The 18,837-nt window shown below is 62.7% G+C and carries 15 protein-coding genes; 5 read left to right on the plus strand and 10 right to left on the minus strand.

The window, feature by feature from the left end:
• Nucleotides 1-17: 17 nt before the first annotated feature.
• The 8 genes from GE027_RS00595 to GE027_RS00630 form a co-directional block, all read right to left on the minus strand.
• Complete coding sequence (locus tag GE027_RS00595; RefSeq protein WP_153555222.1) at nucleotides 18-443, minus strand: DUF4870 domain-containing protein; 426 nt, start codon at nucleotides 441-443, stop codon at nucleotides 18-20.
• 61 nt (nucleotides 444-504) lie between these two features.
• The gene (atpA, locus tag GE027_RS00600) at nucleotides 505-2,025 is read right to left on the minus strand and encodes a F0F1 ATP synthase subunit alpha (protein ID WP_153555223.1); all 1,521 of its coding nucleotides are present in this window, start codon (nucleotides 2,023-2,025) and stop codon (nucleotides 505-507) included.
• A 76-nt stretch (nucleotides 2,026-2,101) separates the two neighbouring features.
• Nucleotides 2,102-2,728, minus strand: coding sequence for an ATP synthase F1 subunit delta (atpH, locus tag GE027_RS00605; protein ID WP_153555224.1), 627 nt, complete (start codon nucleotides 2,726-2,728; stop codon nucleotides 2,102-2,104).
• Nucleotides 2,729-2,824: 96 nt separating this feature from the next.
• Nucleotides 2,825-3,493, minus strand: coding sequence for a F0F1 ATP synthase subunit B (gene atpF / locus GE027_RS00610; RefSeq protein WP_153555225.1), 669 nt, complete (start codon nucleotides 3,491-3,493; stop codon nucleotides 2,825-2,827).
• A gap of 35 nt (nucleotides 3,494-3,528) precedes the next feature.
• Nucleotides 3,529-3,795 (minus strand): ATP synthase F0 subunit C, encoded by a 267-nt coding sequence (atpE, locus tag GE027_RS00615; RefSeq protein WP_153555226.1) that lies wholly within the window; start codon nucleotides 3,793-3,795, stop codon nucleotides 3,529-3,531.
• 125 nt (nucleotides 3,796-3,920) lie between these two features.
• Nucleotides 3,921-4,982 (minus strand): F0F1 ATP synthase subunit A, encoded by a 1,062-nt coding sequence (gene atpB / locus GE027_RS00620; RefSeq protein ID WP_237607140.1) that lies wholly within the window; start codon nucleotides 4,980-4,982, stop codon nucleotides 3,921-3,923.
• A gap of 65 nt (nucleotides 4,983-5,047) precedes the next feature.
• Nucleotides 5,048-5,530 (minus strand): hypothetical protein, encoded by a 483-nt coding sequence (locus tag GE027_RS00625; RefSeq protein WP_153555227.1) that lies wholly within the window; start codon nucleotides 5,528-5,530, stop codon nucleotides 5,048-5,050.
• The gene (locus tag GE027_RS00630; RefSeq protein ID WP_153555228.1) at nucleotides 5,531-5,746 is read right to left on the minus strand and encodes an AtpZ/AtpI family protein; all 216 of its coding nucleotides are present in this window, start codon (nucleotides 5,744-5,746) and stop codon (nucleotides 5,531-5,533) included. It abuts the gene before it with no gap.
• Between the two features lie 422 nt (nucleotides 5,747-6,168).
• On the opposite strand from GE027_RS00630, the gene GE027_RS00635 reads away from it, so the two are divergent.
• The 3 genes from GE027_RS00635 to GE027_RS22980 all read left to right on the plus strand — a co-directional run bounded on the left by GE027_RS00635 (nucleotide 6,169) and on the right by GE027_RS22980 (nucleotide 9,992).
• Complete coding sequence (locus tag GE027_RS00635; RefSeq protein WP_153555229.1) at nucleotides 6,169-7,638, plus strand: DUF4912 domain-containing protein; 1,470 nt, start codon at nucleotides 6,169-6,171, stop codon at nucleotides 7,636-7,638.
• A gap of 454 nt (nucleotides 7,639-8,092) precedes the next feature.
• Nucleotides 8,093-9,457: a Gfo/Idh/MocA family protein gene (locus GE027_RS00640; protein ID WP_153555230.1), complete on the plus strand. Its 1,365-nt coding sequence runs from the start codon at nucleotides 8,093-8,095 to the stop codon at nucleotides 9,455-9,457.
• A 364-nt stretch (nucleotides 9,458-9,821) separates the two neighbouring features.
• Nucleotides 9,822-9,992, plus strand: a complete 171-nt coding sequence (locus GE027_RS22980; protein WP_202617289.1) for a hypothetical protein — start codon at nucleotides 9,822-9,824, stop codon at nucleotides 9,990-9,992.
• An 86-nt stretch (nucleotides 9,993-10,078) separates the two neighbouring features.
• Here the strand turns inward: GE027_RS22980 and GE027_RS00645 are convergent, their stop codons facing one another.
• Both GE027_RS00645 and GE027_RS00650 read right to left on the minus strand, forming a co-directional pair.
• On the minus strand, nucleotides 10,079-11,092 hold the full coding sequence (locus tag GE027_RS00645) for a hypothetical protein (protein WP_153555231.1): 1,014 nt from the start codon (nucleotides 11,090-11,092) through the stop codon (nucleotides 10,079-10,081).
• Between the two features lie 98 nt (nucleotides 11,093-11,190).
• Nucleotides 11,191-15,291, minus strand: a complete 4,101-nt coding sequence (locus tag GE027_RS00650; RefSeq protein WP_153555232.1) for a secretin N-terminal domain-containing protein — start codon at nucleotides 15,289-15,291, stop codon at nucleotides 11,191-11,193.
• Between the two features lie 566 nt (nucleotides 15,292-15,857).
• Here GE027_RS00650 and GE027_RS00655 point away from each other — a divergent pair.
• Together GE027_RS00655 and GE027_RS00660 are read left to right on the plus strand one after the other, a co-directional pair.
• A complete protein-coding gene (locus GE027_RS00655; RefSeq protein ID WP_153555233.1) occupies nucleotides 15,858-16,808 on the plus strand; it encodes a DoxX family protein in 951 nt (316 codons plus the stop codon).
• Between the two features lies 1 nt (nucleotide 16,809).
• Entirely contained in the window at nucleotides 16,810-18,669 is a 1,860-nt protein-coding gene (locus GE027_RS00660) for a Gfo/Idh/MocA family protein (protein WP_153555234.1), read from the plus strand.
• The last annotated feature ends 168 nt before the right edge of the window (nucleotides 18,670-18,837 follow it).

Here is an 18,837-nt window from a genome sequence, read left to right on the forward strand (position 1 = left end):
GTTGGTACGTTGATTGGTTAGGTGATCAGGCGAATGTTAAAGGGATAGCGATAGGGAATTCCCTTGCTGGCGGTGATCGTCGCGGTGATTCCAAAAACCAATTGCAGGATCACCGGCACGAAGATGAACACCATGCCAAAGCAGGTGACCATCCCGATCGCGACCGTGACGCAGTAGATAATCAACAGCGTCAACTGGAAATTCAGGGCTTCGCGTGCTTCCCGTTCGATGTAAGGCGATTCGTCTTTCTTCCAGATCCACAGGATCAGTGGACCCAAAAACCCCAGCACCCCGCCGATCACAATCCCCAGCAAACCGCTCAGGTGCGCCAGCATGGAAAGGTTTTTTTCGTCGGCGGTCGGCGCGCCGGAAGACGACAGAAAGGCGTCCTCCGGCGGCAATCCCGCCCCGGGGGGCGGTGGTTCGTTCGGGATGTTACTCACGTGTTCGGCTCCAAAAGGAGGTCGGATGGGGTTCCGATTTCATTCGAAGCGACGGTGGAAACTATTCTTCCACGACCGGTTTATAGGTCTTCTTGAACTCGGCGATCAGACCCTTGATCTTGGTCACGATCTCGTCGGTCAATTCACCCTTGTCGGCCAGCTCCGTCAGCAGCCCCGAATGCTTGTCATGGGCGAACTGCAGGAAGTCGGCTTCCCACTGCTGGACCGCCTTGACGGGAACGTCGTCGATGTAACCTTGCGTTCCAGCATACAGCACCAACACCTGCTCGGTAACGCTGAGCGGTTGGTACTGAGGCTGTTTGAGCAGTTCGACCATGCGGTAGCCGCGGTCGAGCTGCTTCTGGGTATCGGCGTCGAGGTCGGTCCCCAGCTGGGCAAAGGCTTCCAGAGCACGGAACGCGGCGAGGTCCAGTCGCAGACCGCCGGCCACCTTCTTCATGGCTTTGATCTGAGCCGCTCCACCGACGCGCGAGACCGAGATCCCGGCGTTCATCGCCGGACGCACGCCCGAGAAGAACAGGTCGGGTTGGAGGTAGATCTGGCCGTCGGTGATCGAGATCACGTTGGTGGGAATGTAGGCCGAGACTTCGCCTTCGAGCGTTTCGATGATCGGCAGGCTGGTCAGCGAGCCACCGCCGAGTTCATCGGACAGCTTGGCCGAACGTTCCAGCAAACGGCTGTGGCAGTAGAACACGTCGCCGGGGAACGCTTCGCGGCCGGGCGGACGACGCATCAACAAACTCATCTGACGATAAGCCGTCGCCTGCTTGGACAAGTCGTCGTAGACGATCAAGGCGTGCTGGCCGTTGAACATGAATTCTTCGGCCATCGCCGTACCCGCATAGGGAGCGATGTACTGCAGCGGGGCCGGAGCGCTGGCACCGGCGACGATCACCGTGGTGTAGTCCATCGCGCCGTGCTTTTGCAGGGCGTCGATGATCCCGGCCACCGAGCTGTCCTTTTGGCCCACGGCGACGTAGAAGCATTTGACGCCGGTATCCTTCTGGTTGAGGATCGCATCGATCGCCACGGCGGTCTTACCGGTTTTTCGGTCACCGATGATCAACTCGCGCTGCCCGCGACCGATGGGCGTCATCGCATCGATGGCTTTGACGCCGGTCTGCAGCGGCTCGGTCACCGGCTGGCGTTCGGCCACCCCGGCGGCGATCACTTCGACCGGGCGGGTGACGTCGGTCTGCACCGGGCCCTTGCCGTCGAGGGGGTTGCCCAGGGGATCGAGCACGCGGCCGACCACGGCGTCGCCGGCGGGCACGCTCAACAGCGTCCCGAGAGCGCGCACTTCGTCGCCCTCTTCGATCGTCAGGTAATCGCCCAGGATGATCACCCCGACGCTGTTTTCTTCGAGGTTGAACGCCAGGCCGATCGAGTCGTTGGGAAACTGCACCATCTCGCCGGCCATCACGCCCGACAAGCCGTACACGCGGGCGATCCCGTCGCCCACTTCCAAGACCGTCCCGACCTCACGGACATCGATTCTGTTTTCGAACTGTTCGATCTCTTGCTGCAGGACCGAAGCGATTTCATCGGAATTGAATTTCATTGGCCTGTTTCCCTACCGTCAAGACGGAAGTGAAAGATGGTTGATTGGTTGATAGTGGCGTAGTGTTTCGTGGTGATTACGTGGCCGTGGTGAATTGATCGAACCGCTCGCGCAAATGCCGGGCGAAACCGGCACTGGCACGCCGGGACATCGACTCCAACTGTCCCGAGACGCTGGAGTCAAAGACGGTATCGCCGACGCGGATCACGACGCCTCCGATCACCTCCGGATCGACGCGTTCTTCCAGCCGGACATCCTTGGCGAAGACCTGCGAGAGCCGCGCACGGATCTGTTCACGCAGCTCGTCGGTCAAGGCGACCGCCGAGCGAACTTCCGCCACGACACGCCCCAACAGCTCGTCCTGCTGGGCCTGGGCCGCACGGAGAATCGCCGGCAGGTATCCCAGCCGACCACGCACCGCCGCGACTTTCAGAAACCGCAACAACACCGGATGCATCTGGTCGCCGAACAAGCGATCCAGCACCCGCTGCTTCTCTTCGATGCTGACCCGCGGCGACCGGAATGCGGCGGCCAGCGATGCGTGCTCTCGCAGCGTCACCGAGACCAATTCCGACAATTGTTCCAGCACCTCATCGACCGCACCGGCCGAGGACGCAGCCCCCAACAGCGCGGCGGCGTAGGTCGCGCCCAACTGTTCGGCTCCGGTATCGAGGACGGTATCGTGTTTAATCGACTCTTGCATCGATTCGTGCTTCGCTGTCTTGCGAGGGATAACGGACTGCAAACGACGGCGACACCCACTGCGGTGCCGGGCCGACGAACAAGGACGGCCGAACCGCTAGTTGCGGCTGGGCAAACGCTCCAGACTCTGCCGAATCAACTCGGCGTGATCATCCGGCTTCAGCTCGCGTCCGACCACCTGCTTGGCAAGCGTCATGGCGATCTCTGAAGTCTGCCCGGCCATCTCCGAGAGGGCGACCTTCTTGGCCGTTTCGATATCGGCGATCGCTCGAGTCCGCTGACGCTCCGCCTCGGCCTTGGCCTCTTCGACGATCCGCTGACCAGCCACTTCGGCATCCCGCCGGGCTTCGGCCAACATCGCCTGCACCTGGCCTTGGGCGTCGCTGATCTGTTGATCCAACTGGGCCTGCGAAGCCTGCGCGGCGACACGCGCCTGCTGGGCACCTTCCAGGTCCGTACGGATCTGTTCCTCGCGAGCCTGCAAGCCCTTGAGGATCGGCGGCCAGACGAAAAACGCCAACAGGGCAAACGTCACCCCAAAGATCAACAGGTTCCAAATCGCGGCGCCGATATCGAAATTCAACAACGGGGCCTTGGGATGAGCATGCGCGTCCTCGTAGGCCTCACCGGCATCGGTCGCGACACCATCGGCGTCGACCTCCACCGCCGCGACCACCTCGTCGGCGGCCCGGGCCGGCACAGCGCACAGAGCCGCAAACGCCAGCGGCAGCAGCACCACCCCAAACAACCACTTGAACTTGGACATATCGATCACCTTAGTACAACGGGTGCGCAAGCGGATTAAAGCGTGTACGCCAAAATCAACGCGATCACGGTCACCCCTTCGATCAGAGCCGCAGCGATCAGCATGTTCGTGCTGATCGAACCGGTCGCTTCGGGCTGACGCGACATCGCTTCCACCGCCGAACCACCGATGCGGCCGATTCCGATGCTGGCACCGATCAAGATCAATCCCATTCCAAATGCGACTCCGGCCTTGCCCCATTCGGGCACGGCGACGACGGTATCTTGAGCCAAGGTCATCATGGTCAATGCGAATTCAAACATCTCTCTACTCGCTCCTGGTTGTGTGCCTGCACCGACAGCGATGCAGTCTGGGTATACGGCCGAAGCCAAAAGGTAAATGAAACGTGTGCGATTAAACGTGCGCGACTACACCTAAACGTGCGCGACTACACCGCCGGCCCAAGCCGCGCCGGGTCGATCACTTTGTCGACATCCATCTGCGACTCGTCGCTCATGGGATCCGCCTCGTCGGCCAGATGCTCGTCGTGATGCACGGCACCGGCCGAAATGAACAGGACGGTCAAGAACGTAAAGATGAACGCCTGCAAGCAGCAGATAAACAACTCCAACAGCGTCAGCGCGGTACAACCGAGCAGCACCGCGAGCCCCACGCCGTAGCCCAATCCCGTGCTGACGTTGGCCGCCGCGAAGATCAGGAACACAAACGCGGCGATCACCAAGTGACCCGCCATCATCGTGCCAAACAATCGCATGCACAACACGACGCACTTGATGATCAACCCCATCCACTCCAAGACGTACATCGCCAAACCGATCGGCAACATCTTGGCATCCCAGCCCACGGGATTGAAGTGGCTGAAGAAAGCCTTGGCACCGCTCTCGCGAATGCCGATCGCGATGATCGCGACAAACGACAACCCCGCCAGCACCGCGTTCAACGCGATGCTGCTGGTCGCCGTCCCGCCCCAGTGGGACAGGTGGGCGTATTCCTTGTACTCGCCATCGCCGGCCAGGGCCGCCACGGCCTGCACCAAGGGCCCAAACGGAACCAGCCCCAGGATATTGGCGAACAGGATGAAGAAAAAGATCGTCCAGATGTAGCGGATGTACTTGTCGGTCAACTCGCCCAGGTTCGGCCGAGCCACCTCGTCACGCACAAACGCGCACATGGTCTCGAACAACTGCGCCACCCGGCCGCGCGTCTGCACCGCGTCGATCCCGCCGCCGCTGGGCCGCACCCGCCGCGACACCCACCAGAACACCAACACCACCACCACGGCCGAAACCAGCGTCATCAACATGTGATTGGTGATGTAGAAACTGTAGTGACCGTCGTACACGTGCAGCGCAGGCACGTCGCCCTCGACCCCCGGCACGTTCACCGTGAAAAACGGATCCCCGTGCAAGGGATGCGGCAAAACGTGATCGACCGGATCGTGACTGCCGCCATCGGACGCCGCCAACAGGGGCGAAATTTTTTCAAGCAACGCGAATCTCATCGAACAACTGACTCCGTGACACCACCAAAATGGGATCGGTGTCGCTCAGCAGACTAGGGCGACTGAATGCGATTAAATGCGATTAAAGATCGGGCCACGACAATCACTTCGGTTGCAAGCAATGTCGCGTACCAGAAGATCGTCCACAGCCCAACGGTTTGTCGAGGGGCCGTGCCCCAATTTGACATCAAAATTACGAATAAAATTGTCAGCGAACTCCGTACAGCCAGCGAGACCATCATGGCCGCCAGGACCGCACCGCCTTCTTGCGACTGCATCGCCCGACGCGCCACGACCAATGGCCACAAAGCGCCGCCCGCGATCGCGATCGAAACCACGCCGATCGCCTGAGCCAGCCACAGATCCTGCACCACCGGCCAGACAGATGCTAGCGTGAACAGGCCACCTGCGACGAGACACCACACCACCAGCATCGCAACGGCGATCCGTAGCGGCTCGATCGGACTGGTCGCAGACGACATCTCGTGAACAGATTCCATTCCGAAAAACAAAAACCAAATAACAAAACAAATCACCTAACGGCCGCGACCGACGCGGACCAGATTGGCCATCCCCACGGCAAACCCCAGCAGGCACCCCACGATCAGACCCCAGGGCTGTGCGGCCCCCAGCACGAACCGGTCCACCACGTAGCCCAGCCCCGTGCCCACCAGGATCACTCCGGCCAACTCCATCCCCAACCCAGCCAGGCGCCCGGCCGGCACCCCTCGCTTGTCGTCGTTTCGCGCCATGCCGTCATACCTCCACCGGAAAAGGATGCTCCTACCGTGCCTGCCTGCTGGCCCGCAAACCAGCCTTCGCGACGTTTCGCCGCAGCGCCGGCCGGCAACCGGCCGCCCGACCAGTGTGACAACCTAGCCGGAACAGGCAAAATGAAACGGCAAGTGCACGCCCGAACACCACCCACCAGAACGGAAAACAGGCATCCATTAATAGGAAGCCTGAGCCGGTCAAAGGCATGCAGCCTTACATTGACAGGTTTTTAAAACTTAGAGACTAGAAGTAATCTGACACCCTTGGCATAATATCTGAGGAAGGCATGGCCCCGTAAGGCCTCCTCGCAGTGGGGCTGGCTCTCCTTCGCCGATGCTGAAAAGCGCTGTCGTTGAACCTGGATTCAACCCCCACCTTTAGCGCCACTGGGAGCGACCTCTTGATTACCACCGCCGAGCTGAAAACCCAAACTCGACGCGACCTTGCCGACCTGGCTCGCCAGCACGAAATCACCGGCTGGCACGCGATGCGTAAAGCCGAACTGATCGACGCCCTGCGAAAACTCCAGCGGCGCCAGCGGCGGCAGGCGGCCAAAGCCAGCGGTAATGGCAAGGCGGCCAGCAAGAGCGGGGCCGGCAAGGCGGCCCCCGGTGGCCGAACCGTCACCGCCAAAGCCGGCAAGACCTCCAAGGCCCCCAAGGCATCGGCCAGCAAATCCGCCAAGGCCCGCAAGCCCGCGGCCAGCGAACAATCCCGGGTCTCGCCGAAATCCCGGGTCGCGCCAAAAGCCAGTGCGACGCGAGCGAAGAGCCGCCGCGCCGGCGAGACCGCCGGAGGCAAGCGCAGCGCGGCGGCCAAAAGTAAACCGCAGGTGAAATCGTCGGCCCTGACCGACAAGAAATCGTCGCGCCGCAAACCGACCCCCAAGCGTGCGGCCACCCAAGAACCCGCCAAGAAGACCAGCAAGCTCTCGCCCGCGTCGCTGCGGAAACTGCGCGAGAAGCAGGCGATGCGCGAACGGCTGAAGGACCTCTCGGTACACGTCCTGGTCGGCGGCAAAGCGGCCGCCGGCGATCGCGCCGCCAACACCCCGGCCCAGCCCAACAAGGATCGCGCCATCCTGATGGTCCGCGATGCCTTCTGGTTACAGGCCGCCTGGGAAGTCACACGAGCTTCGGTCCAACGCGCCCAAGCGGCCCTGGGTGAACACTGGCACATGGCCAAACCCGTCCTGCGACTGGTCTCGATCACCGACGCCTCAGCCAATGCGGCCGAGCAGAAGGTTCGCGACATCCCGATCCACGGGGGCGTTAACAACTGGTACATCGACGTCCTCGGCGAACCGACACGGTTCCGTGTGATCGTCGGTTACGCGGTCGACCGCGAGCAGAGCGAACAACGGTTCTACGCGCTGTGCCGCAGTAATATTGTGGAAACTCCGGCGCCGGGGTCGTGCGATCCGATCGATGGCCACTGGCAGGATATCGCCGAAGACTACGAACGGGTGTTCTCGCTCAGCGGCGGCCACAACGAAGGTACGGCCAAGGATCTGCGAGACGTTTTTGAAGAGCGGTTGAAGCGGCCGATGCAAACGCCCAACGGCCGCCCGATGGGCGAATCGCCCGACGTGGCTCTGCGCCGCGAACGCGAACTGCCCTTCGAAGTCGACGCCGAACTGATCGTCTTCGGCTCCACCGCCCAGGGCTCCGCCGTTTCACTCGGTGGCGAACCGGTCAAGCTAAGTCCGGACGGAACGTTCACCGTTCGCATGGAACTGCCCGACCGTCGACAGGTCCTGCCGGTGGTGGCCACCAGCCGCGATGGGATGCGGCAACGCACGACGATCATCAGCGTCGAGCGGAACACCAAGGTCATGGAACCCTATCGCCGCGAAGAAGGCGACCTCTAAAGCACCTGCGGCAAAGCAGCTCGGCTGTCCCAGCCGAGACGAAGAAGAGGGTGTGGGGGCGGCACCCCGGGCTCGCGTCTGGGGGTTACCACATGTCGCCACTGCCGTGGCTGCTGTGCCCCGAGCTTCGCACGCCAACCATAGAATCCACTAAGCACGTCGGCATGAATCTTTCGGTGAAACCCCGCGACAACACCCTCCCGCGCAGCGGGAGGGTCGGGCTCTTAGGCCCGGGGAGGGCCCGACTCTCCCAGTGGGAGAGTAAAGCCGAATGAAATGTTGCGACGTGCCTGGCGTCAGGCGGTTTGATTGTCGCCGGCGACCGTATCCGTTATCCTGACGGCGGCCCCGCAATGGCTGACTCGCCGACTTCACGCGGCGCCGAGTGTGTTTTTTCACGACTTAGCCAATTTCGTCATTCGTTCTTTGTTCCTCCCAAGAGTGGAAGCTCATCATGGATAAACCGACTCCATCCGCTGCCGATACGAACCAACCATCGACCTCGGAACCCTCGCGGCGACGATTCATCAAAGGCTCCGGCGCCCTCTTGGCCGGTGGTGCCATCGCGGCCAATAACCTCAGCGTCGCCCGCGGAGCCCACGCCTACGGCAGCGATTTGATCAAGGTCGGCCTGGTGGGCTGCGGCGGTCGCGGCCGCGGTGCCACGATCCAGGCGCTGAATACCGACGGTGGCGAGACCCGCGTGGTGGCCATGGCCGACGCGTTCGACTACCAGCTGGAAGACGCGCTGCGAACCGTCAAAGGCGAACACCCGGATAAGGTCGACGTGCCCAAAGAACGGCAGTTCACGGGCCTTGAAGCCTATCGAGGCGTGATGGAATCGGATTGCGACCTGGTGATTCTGGCGACGCCCCCCGGTTTCCGCCCCCTGCACTTCGACGCCGCCATCAACGCCGGCAAACACGTGTTCATGGAGAAACCGGTCGCGACCGACGTCGCCGGCGTCCAGCGTGTGCTGGAAGTCAACAAACTGGCCAAGGAGAAAGGGCTGGCCGTCGCGGTCGGCCTGCAGCGGCACCATGAAGACCGCTACCGTGAAACCGTCCAGCGGCTGCACGACGGCGAGATCGGCGACATCATCTCGGCACGTTGCTACTGGAACGGCGGCGGCGTGTGGGTGCGTCCCCGCAAACCCGAGCAGAGCGAATTGGCCTACCAGACCTTCAACTGGTACTACTTCAACTGGCTGTGCGGAGACCACATCAACGAGCAACACATCCATAACCTGGACGTGATCAACTGGGTCATGCAGGGCTACCCGATCGAAGCTCAGGGTCAGGGCGGACGCGAAGTGCGTACCGGACCGGATACCGGCCAGATCTTCGACCATCACATGGTCGAATTCACCTACGACGGAGCTCACAAGCCGAAGATGTTCAGCCAGTGCCGGCACATCCGCGGTTGCTGGAACAACGTCTCCGAACACGTTGCCGGCACCAAGGGCTACTGCGACGTCTCCGGCGGCAAGATCTACGACAACAACGGCAAGTTGATCTTCCAGAGCAAAGGCGGCGGCGGCGGCCACCAGGAAGAGCACCATGACCTGTTCGCCGCCCTGCGTGCCGGCGAAATTCCCAACGAAGGCGAGTACGGTGCGAAGAGCACGATGACCGCGATCCTGGGACGCATGGCCACCTACAGCGGCAAAGTCGTCAAGTGGGAAGACGCCATGAACAGCAACCAGTCGCTGGCCGACTTCGACTCGCTGAAGTCCTTCGACCAGCAGGCCCCGGTCCAGCCCGACGACAACGGCCAGTACCCCGTGCCGGTGCCCGGCAAGTACAAGCCGTTCGCTTAGAGGTCCGCTGCACCAGCCGCGTATCTTTTAACGTCTACCTGCGTCTCCCCGTCGGCCTTGGGCAAGTAGTGCTTGTCCAAGAGCGGCGGGGAGCAAATTGCAAATTCCCTGGCTGCGGCGGAATCTATGTACGGAGACGAGCATTCCCGAATCGCGGAGCGATTGTCTGTGGTAGCCCCAGGCGCGAGCCTGGGGAAATCGCTACCGCATGTTGCCACTGGCGTGGCTGCTGGGTCCCAATCTTCGCACGCCAACCATAGAATCCCCCGGAGCCAGCAAATCTCAATTCTTAAATCGAGCACGAGCACGAGCACGAGCACGAACCAAACTCGCCACTCGCCACTCGCCACTAACAAAACTGCAAATGGACAAGAAAGCTAAAAAGCGCCTGGATGTGATCAACAAGAAACTGCAGACGCTGCGTCCGCGTTTGACCGGTGCAAAGCAACAGGCCGATGATCCCAGTGAGATCGAAGAACTGGAATCGGAGATCACCAAATTGGAAACCGAAGCGGCCAAGCTGAAAGCCAGCTGAGCCAGGCGCGGCGGGCGGGCGGCCGGCCCGCCATTGGCCGCCGGTGCCGAAGCAGCCGGCGGCTGGTGCAGGCATGGCGGAGCCTGCTAGCGTCGAAGCATGCCCTGATCAGCACGCCGCTGGCCTCGGCGGGCACTGGGGTGTGGCGGCAGCGGATACTTTCGCGATGCCGGGTCGATGGCCGAAGTGGGGATCGCGGTGGGCGTCACCGACTGTTGGGCCGAAGCGGGCGCGACGCCGGTGACCGGGCCAATCTGATGGGCCACCGCGGGCTGGACCGCGGGCGAAGCGGCCGCCGGATCCGCCGGGGTTTGAGGCTGTAGGTCTTCGGGCTGCAAACGTCCCGCCTGCAGTTTGGCCAACAGTTCCTGGGCTTTGAGAGCCCCGTGCGGAGGCTGCGTCGCGCGGCCCCGCGGCAACCCACCGTGCACCGGGATCGTGGTCGTGGTCAAACCATTGCCCGGCGCCCCGTTCATATTCCCCAGGCTCCAGGCGCCGCCGCCGTAGGGTCCATCGGCGCCGGCCAACGCATCGTACTGAGGCACTTCAAACGCTGGCTGGCGCGGGCTGCGTTTGCCGGGCAGGGCGACGACCGAAGACGTTCCCTGAATGATGGAACCTTCCTTGGGTTTAAACGAGGGCACCAGCGTAATCTTGGTCTCCTCACCGTCGGCCGCGTCCCAGGGGATCCAGATACTGTACGAGGCTCCCAGGTCCGTGGGGCTGTAGTGCTGGGTGAATTGCTCGGGGGTGAACGCATAGCGTTTCAGTTCCGGCTCCTGGCCTTCGGCGGTTCGGATGGCCTGCACCGCCAATTCGCCTTCGACCGGCACCGGGCGTGTCTTTTCATCGTAGAAAAACACGCGGCCACCGAAACCGCGGGTCGGCGTTGCGCCGGTGCGGAAGATGACGTCCGGCGTCCAGGTCACGGCCATCTTGGAGGGATTGGGATACGGGTCGGGCTTTTTTTCCTTGTTGCCGATAAACGGCAGGGATTCCTTCAGCGATTTTTCGCCTTTGATGGCGGCACAGCCACTCATCGCAACCGATCCGATCAGGACCAGGGCCAGAGCACTGCGGTAGGTTCGTCGTGTATTCATGGGTGACGGACATCCGTTTCCGAAGTTCAGCAGGACGCACCGGCCCGTCACCGGCAAGGCGGTGGCGGGCCGAAGAGAAACAACGTGAGCAAGAGGGATCAGCGGCGCATCGCCGAGGGAGCGCTGCGATAGGGATACATGGCGTTGCCGTTCGCCGGAGCGCTGGTCGCCGGAGCGCTGGTCGCCGGCGACGCTGCAGTCGGGGCGGCCTGAGCCGACTGAGCCGACTGAGCCGACTGAGCCGGCTGGGTGGGCAGGCGATAACCGGCCGGTCCTGCGGCCGTGTACTGAGCCGGCGCGACCAGGGACTGGGCCTGCGGTGGTGTGCCCGGTGCGGCGCGAGGCCAATTGCCGGCGGCCGGCAATTCCATCTCGCCTCCGCCGCCTCCGCCATCCGCCGGTGCAGTTCCGGCGGGCCTGCCGTCGCCAGGGCCTCCGGCCGGCGTCAAACCGCCCTGAGGCGCTGCTTGGATCTGCGCCGCCGGCCCGAATTCCGGTGCGGGCTGGATCCGCGGCGTCTCGTCGACGACCGGGGGCAGGGGAGCCTCGGTCGGGCCGGGCACGGGACCGTGATGCGGCAGACCGTGGTGCGGTGGGTACGCTTCCACCGGCATGTCACCGGGCACATAGATCGATTCGATGTCGTCGATCGTGGGATGAAGATCGGGATAGATCACCGGCGCCAGGGCCGGTCCCCACAGACCGTGTCCACCGCTGAGGCCCTCATCGCCGTGCATCTCGACGACGTCGGCCAGACACCAGCTCATCCGCGACGATTCAACCTGCTTGACGTATTCCAGGTCCTCTTCGCTGCTGATGATCATCGGCGTCAACACGACCAACAACTCGCTGCGGACCTCGGTTTCACGGTCGAACCGCAGCAGGTGGCCGAGGATCGGAATGTTCGACAGATAGGGCACGCGGCGGCTGATCTGCGACCGTTCCTTCTGAATCAATCCTCCGTAGACGACCGTTTGCCCGGAGTAGGCGGTCACGACCGACTGGGCCAGCGTCTGCTGGATCTGCGGGCTGGTGATCACTTCGCCGGTCGGACTGAAGCCCACCGGGATGCCCGGTGAACTGGTATCCAAGGCCGAGCGGATCGCGTCCACTTCCATCACGATCAAGCCATCGCGACCGACTCGCGGCCTGACCCGCAGGATCAAACCGACCTGCAAGTCCTCGGTGGCGAACGTGGTGCCGGCGACACCGGTGGTCGTGACGTTGGTGATTCGCGGCACCAGCGAACCGACTTGGACTTCGCCGATGGTGTTGTCCATCGTCATCAACTGCGGCCGGCTGAGGATCTGCAGTCGGCCCGCGTCCTGCAGCGCCCGCATCAACAGGCTGACCGAGTCACTGGCGGCGCTGAGCACGAATCCGCCGTAGCCGAACGCGGAACTGCTGGTTCCCGTGGCAAAGGAGGTCACCACCCGCTCGGCCAGCGTGCCGCGGCCGACGCTGTTCTGGTTGGCCGCCCCGTTGTTGTTAAAGTTAAAGCCGGGGTTTGACGGGGGCGCCGGGCCCACGGGTATTCCTTGCGGGTTGGAGGCGTTCGCGGCGGGCAGACTGTCCGCCGCGATGCCGCGGTCGAACTGCAGCGAATTCTGCAGGCCCAGTTCGGTACCGAACTCGAACCCATCGCTCAGCCGCACCTCGGCGATCAACACCTTTACCAGCACCATCGGAGCCCGCCGGTCGAGTTGATCGATCATCCGGCGGATCGTGCTGTACAGCCGCGGGGCCACACTGATGACCAGGCTATTGCTGACCGGTTCGGCCACGACGACCACATCCCGCTCGAGCGCGTCGAAGGGACTCAGGCCACCCTGCTGGGCTTGTTGGATGATCTGCAGGCCTTGTTGGCGCCCCTGGACGAATCCTTGCAGGGCAGCCGCAACGTCCGCCGCGGATTGGTTTCGCAGCCAGACCACTTCGAACATCCGGTCGGCAAAGCCGGTCGTGTCCAGTCGCAACAGGATGCTCTCGACCACCTCCAGGTCGCTGGCCGAACCGGTGGCGATGATGCTGTTGGTTCGAATGTCCGAGGAGAACCGCAGCGGCACCAAGGAGCTTTCGGTTGCGGCCGTGGCTTGCGGCAGCCCGATCAGGTTGGCCGCGCCCACGCCGCCGGTCGTCGCTTCGGTGCCGAACAATTGCTGCAACGCCGCGGTCAATTGTTGGGCATCGCCGTTTTCCAGCGTGAACACTTTCACCAACGACTCGGTGCCCGGCGTTTGGTCCAGCTGGCGGACCATTTCTTCGATCAACGGCAAACTGTTGCTGGGCCCGCGGACCACGATCGCGTTGGCGTTGGCATCGGCCGTAACGACCACGCCGGTCAGGATCCCCGAGTTCAGCACGCGATTGCCCTCGGCGTCCAGGGTGACCATGGACAACGAGGTGGACGCCGTGTTGACGTTTTCGTTTTGCGTTTCTTCGGTTCCCGAGATCGTATCGCGAATCACTTCGACCAGGTCTTCGGCCAGAGCGTTTCGCAGCGGGATGATCCGCAGTTCGCTCTGCGCCGGGATGTCGGCCACGTCCAGGTCTTGAACCAGTTTGGCCACTTCCAGCAGGTCGCGTGGTGCGGCCTGGACGATCAACGAGTTGGTGCGGTAATCGGAAACCACACGAGCTCGCACGCCGAGGCCGGGACGCAGTTCATCGCTGCCGGGGGAATCGACGAAGAATTCCGTGACCTTTTCCTCGGCGTCCAGCGCCGAAGCGTGCTCCAGCCGGAAGACCCGCAGCTGGGTAGCCGGAGGCACGGGTTGGTCGAGTTTGCCGATCAATTCCTTGGCGGCGTTGACCGCTTCGGGGCGTCCGATCAGCAGCAGCGCATTGGGTTTATCCAGGGAGGTAATACTGACGTCGCCTTGGCGAGCCGACAGGACCTCCTCGTACAACTGGCTCAGCAACGCTTCGATCGCTCCGCTGTTGACGTGCTCCAGCGGATACACGACCACCTCGGGCTGCGTGTCCTGAGCTTTGTCTTCAATCTGTTTGATCACATCCATCACGCGTGCCACATCGCGTTTGGAACCTTTGACGACGATGATTCCCAGCTCCGGGACGAACTGGATCTGCACGTCACCGATCAACCCCACGCCGGCTTGCTCGTCATCGCCGGCAACCGCTACGGCCACCGCTTGATCGTCCCCGCCGGCGTCCTCTCCGCCGTTGCCCGCGTTGCCTGCGCCGGCACCACCGGCCGGCGGCTGGGCGGATTGCTGGACCGCTACGGCCAGGGGCGTGTCGGCGATACGGGTCACTCCGGCGGTCTCGCCTTCTTTAAAACTTCCCAACAACCGCACGGCGCGTTGGATCGGGCCGGGTTCCGCATTCTCGATACGAACCAGTTCGGTGACGCTGCCGGCCGGCAGGTCGGTCTGGTCCAGCGAGCCGACCATTTTCTGCCAGCCCGGGATCGCCGGTTTCGGCGCGAACACGGTCACGGAGTTCTCTCGGCGGTCCACTTCGACGGTCGTTCCCTGCAAGGGTTGGTCGACCAAGCGGAACGTCGCGACTTCGCCGTTTCGCTGGGTGGTGACCGGCAGACGGCGGCCCACGACGGCCATCAGGTGATCTTCAAAGCGTTGCCAGCCCACGCGGTGCAGCGACATCTTGGCGCTGCCGGGTCCGAAACTGACCGGCATCGCCACCCCGCCCGCTTGCGGTCCGCTCGCTTGCTGTCCGCCCGCTTGCTGGACTCCACCGGCATCGGGCGGCAGCAACCGCGCCACGTCGGCCGCGATCTGCTCCTGCAAGCGTTCCGGTGCCATGACCAACAGATGTCCTTCGCGGCGATCGGGCGAGATCTGAACGCCCGGAGCATTGCGATAACGCAGGCCCACGGCCGTGCCCACCGTGGGCACGTGCAGCGGCGGCACCGGAATCACCCGCAGGACCGGCTGCTCGTCGGCAGCCCCAGCCGGGGAATTCGGCGCCGGGGAATTCAACGCCGAAAGATTCGCCGCCGAAAGATTCGACGCCGGGGAATTCGCCACTGGGGAATTCGCCGCCGGGGAATTCGCCGCCGGGGGCGCGGCCAGTGGCGAAGCGGGGAAAGGCTGTGCGCCCGGGGCCGCCAGGGGACGCTGGGCCTGGGCCGGATTCAGCGTCGCGCTGACTCCCAGAGCGGCGGCCCAGAGCATCACTGCCGTACAGCACCGCTGCACAATCGATTCATAATTCATCGAGGAAACCCGTAGTGGTAACGGATAGAGACTGGCGAGAGATTCGTTGCAATGCACAGGATCGGCATAATCGGTACAGTCGCTGTAATGAAAACCTCCGAGCCCGTCCGGCTGGGGGAAGAAAGCGGCCCTCGGCGGCCCGGCCGAGCGGGCGGGGCGATGGTCTGTCGATGTATTTGAGAACGCATTGCTGACGTGAGCCGTTGGGCAACGGGCGGATGCGGGGCGGCTCGGGGATGCGGCTTGGGGCGGCATGCGCGCCCGTAGCGAAGTGGATGCCAAAGCGGGGGGCAACGCTCAGTTTTCGCCATCTTTTCTGGTTCTGTCGGTTGGCGAAATCGCCGGATCAGTTCATAATGAGATCAACGCCCTTCGACGGTGGTTCACGGCCCTTCCTATACCCTTCCTCGCCCGGCGACCCCGTTTTGTTCCGCTCGCACCAGCGGAAACATCAAGGCTCGCCCGAGGGGGTCGGGTGTCCGTACCGGCGACAGTGATCGATCGCCTGGTCGGCGCAGACTCCCTCTCTGCCTCAATTTGACCTCTGAATTTGCGCGGAGTCCCGATTGTTTACCAAACTGATTCTCTCTCCTTTGCGGCTGGCTGTCGGCTGGGGAGCTTACCCCCGCTTTCTGGGCACGATCGGCGTGCTGATGCTCGTGCTGCTTCGCGTCACGATCGGTTGGCACTTCTACAGTGAAGGCGTCGACAAACGCGCCGGCAGCTGGAGTGCCGAGCCTTTCTTCGCGAACGCCAGTGGACCGCTGGCCGAACAATTCCATCGGCTGGTCCCGGACCGCGAGGGCATGGCTCGGTTGGACCTGGAAGTGACCAAGCCGCACTTGGCGGTTTATCGCGAGCGCGCCATTCGGCACTACGGTTTCGACAAAGCCCAGCAACTGGCCGCCAAGGAAGCCTATGTGTCGGCGATCAAGCAGATCACCTACGAACTGGAAACCAACGCGGCGGAAATCGAAGAATACAAACTGGGCCAAGCCCGCGTGAAACAGTTACTCGAGGACCCCGCACGCGATGGAGTCAGCAGTTTGGCTGGCCAGCGTGATACAATTCAAACGGAATGGAAACGTTTGGCGGTTCCGATCCTGGTTCGTATTGACACGATCTGGACCGAATACGAAAAGGCGGTCAACGACCTGGCCACCGAACAACAAGAAAGGCGAGGCTATCTCCGGCTGTACAAACCCGGCGATCAACAGGTGTCGCCCACGCAACTGGAACAGATCAATCGCTGGATCCCCTATTTCGACTTGGTCGTCGGGATCTGCTTGATTTTGGGGCTGCTGACGCCCGCGGTGTCGCTGGCCGCCGCCGCTTTTCTGTTCTCGGTGTTTCTCTCGCAATACCCGCCCACTTCGGGACCGGGTTCGACGTACTATCAATTGATCGAAGCGATGGCTTGCCTGGTTTTGGCGGGCACTGGTGCCGGCCGATTTGCTGGACTGGACTTCGTTCTCCACGCCTTGGTTCGACGGTTCTGGCCGTCTGAGGAGGAATAAAATGGACAAGCTATCGGAAGAACAACGCGATATCGGCAAAGCGAACTACTATCGCGCGGTCGACGCTTATTTTCAAAAAGGCCCCGAGGTCGATCGTCGTGACTTCCTCAAAGGGGTCGTCGGCGCGGGCGTTGTCGGCGCCGGTGGCCTGGGTGCCGCCTACTTTGGCTACGGCAAAGTCAAGGATCCGGTGCGCGTCGCGGTGATCGGTACCGGTGACGAGGGCAACGTCCTGATCGGCGGCTGTAACCCCGAATACGTGACCGTCAAAGCCATCTGCGACATCCGTCCCTTCAGCATCCACCGCGCCTTCCACGGCGATTGGTCGACCCAGTCGGCGCTGAAGCGGCGGCCGGGCCTGATGAGCGTCTACGGTTACAACAGCCAGGCCCAGGCCGAGAAAGAAATCAAGGTCTACGACAGCACCAACGGCGGCATCCAGGCCTGCCTTGATGACCCGAATATCGAAGCGGTCATCATCGCCCTGCCGCTGTGGTTGCACGCCCCGGTCGCCGCCCAAGCGATGAACCGTGGGCTGCACGTTCTGACCGAAAAACTGATGGCCCACAACGTGGCCCAGTGCAAGGCGATGGGCCAGATGTCGTACGAGTTGACCGACAAACAGGGCAATCCCTTGCACCTGGCCACCGGTCACCAACGTCACTACAACATCAAATACGACAACGCGGTCAACCTGATTCGTTGGGGCCTGCTGGGCCAATTGCATCACATCCGGGCTCAGTGGCACCGCGGCAACAAACCCGGCGGCGACAGTTGGAAAATGCCTCTGCCCGGTGGCGAAACCACCGTCGAAGGCAAGGTGTACGACCGCATCGCCAGCGATCTGCGCTACCGCCAACGCGAATTGGCCAAGTTGACCGCTCCGGATGTCAAACGCCAAGACTTTGGCCGGATCGAGCAACTGCGGCAGGAAATCGCGTACTACCAAGCCTGGGACATGGACAAACTGGTCGATCCGGCCCCCTACGGCTACGAACAGTACAACGTCGGCGATTACCTGGTGACGCCCATGGAAGAGCTGCATCGTTGGCGTTTATTCAACCGCACCGGCGGCGGCTTGATGGCCGAACTGGGCAGCCACCAACTGGACGCCGTCAGCATCTTCCTCAGCTCGCTGCGTGATGATGGCAAGAAAGTGCATCCGCTGAGCGTGCATGCCGTCGGCGGCCGCCACCTGATGCCGCAGGACCGCGATGCCGACGACCATGTGTACTGCATGTTCGAATTCCCCGGCCCCGAGTACGCTCCCTCGTTCGACGTGGGCTACAAAGACCGCGTTCTGAATTATCCGGCCGGTGCGGTTCCGCCCTACGAACAGGACCCGAACAAGAAGGTCGTGGTTTCCTATTCGACGATCAACGGCAACGGCTTTGGCGGCTGGGGCGAAGTCGTCCTGGGCACCAAGGGAACCCTGATCCTGGACAAGGAAGTCGACGTGCTGCTGTATCGCGATAGCAACCCGTCGGCCAAGGTGGGCGTCGCCCAGTCCAGCGGCGGCGCAGCGGTGCTGGACACCAGCGCCAGCGGCGACTTTGCCGCTCCGCTGTCGCAGAGCGTCGAATCGGGTCCGGTCAGCCGCGGCTACCGCGAAGAGATCGAACACTGGGCGTACTGCATCCGCAACCCCGATCCGGACAACCGTCCCCGCTGCTATCCGGAAGTCGCTATGGGCGACGCCGTGATCGCCCTGGGTACGAACGTGGCCCTCGAAAACGCAGCCAAAGGCAAGGGCGGCTACCTCGAGTTCCAGAAGGAATGGTTCGATCTGGACAACCCGGCCACCCCCGACGGCAGCGACGTGGCCAAAGAGATGAAAGCGATCCAGAAACCGGTCGCGTAACGTAGCGTTCGCAATACTAGCTCGGCTGTCCCCAGCCGAGACCCAAAGTAGCTCGGCTGTCCCAGCCGAGAATCGTGAATAATTGCTGACTCCAAGCAGATCCAATGTATCCTGACGTTGCCCCCCTCTCCCCGCCGGTTTGGGCAGGTAGTGACTGTCCAGGCCGGC

Source organism: Roseimaritima sediminicola, from assembly GCF_009618275.1.
GTDB lineage: Bacteria > Planctomycetota > Planctomycetia > Pirellulales > Pirellulaceae > Roseimaritima > Roseimaritima sediminicola.

Coding starts and splice junctions, on each gene's coding strand:
- atpA (WP_153555223.1), bottom strand. CDS start 2,025: ATGAAATTCAATTCCGATGAAATCGCTTCGGTCCTGCAGCAAGAGATC.
- atpH (WP_153555224.1), bottom strand. CDS start 2,728: ATGCAAGAGTCGATTAAACACGATACCGTCCTCGATACCGGAGCCGAA.
- atpF (WP_153555225.1), bottom strand. CDS start 3,493: ATGTCCAAGTTCAAGTGGTTGTTTGGGGTGGTGCTGCTGCCGCTGGCG.
- atpE (WP_153555226.1), bottom strand. CDS start 3,795: ATGTTTGAATTCGCATTGACCATGATGACCTTGGCTCAAGATACCGTC.
- GE027_RS00630 (WP_153555228.1), bottom strand. CDS start 5,746: ATGGCGCGAAACGACGACAAGCGAGGGGTGCCGGCCGGGCGCCTGGCT.
- GE027_RS00640 (WP_153555230.1), top strand. CDS start 8,093: ATGGATAAACCGACTCCATCCGCTGCCGATACGAACCAACCATCGACC.
- GE027_RS22980 (WP_202617289.1), top strand. CDS start 9,822: ATGGACAAGAAAGCTAAAAAGCGCCTGGATGTGATCAACAAGAAACTG.
- GE027_RS00645 (WP_153555231.1), bottom strand. CDS start 11,092: ATGAATACACGACGAACCTACCGCAGTGCTCTGGCCCTGGTCCTGATC.
- GE027_RS00650 (WP_153555232.1), bottom strand. CDS start 15,291: ATGAATTATGAATCGATTGTGCAGCGGTGCTGTACGGCAGTGATGCTC.
- GE027_RS00660 (WP_153555234.1), top strand. CDS start 16,810: ATGGACAAGCTATCGGAAGAACAACGCGATATCGGCAAAGCGAACTAC.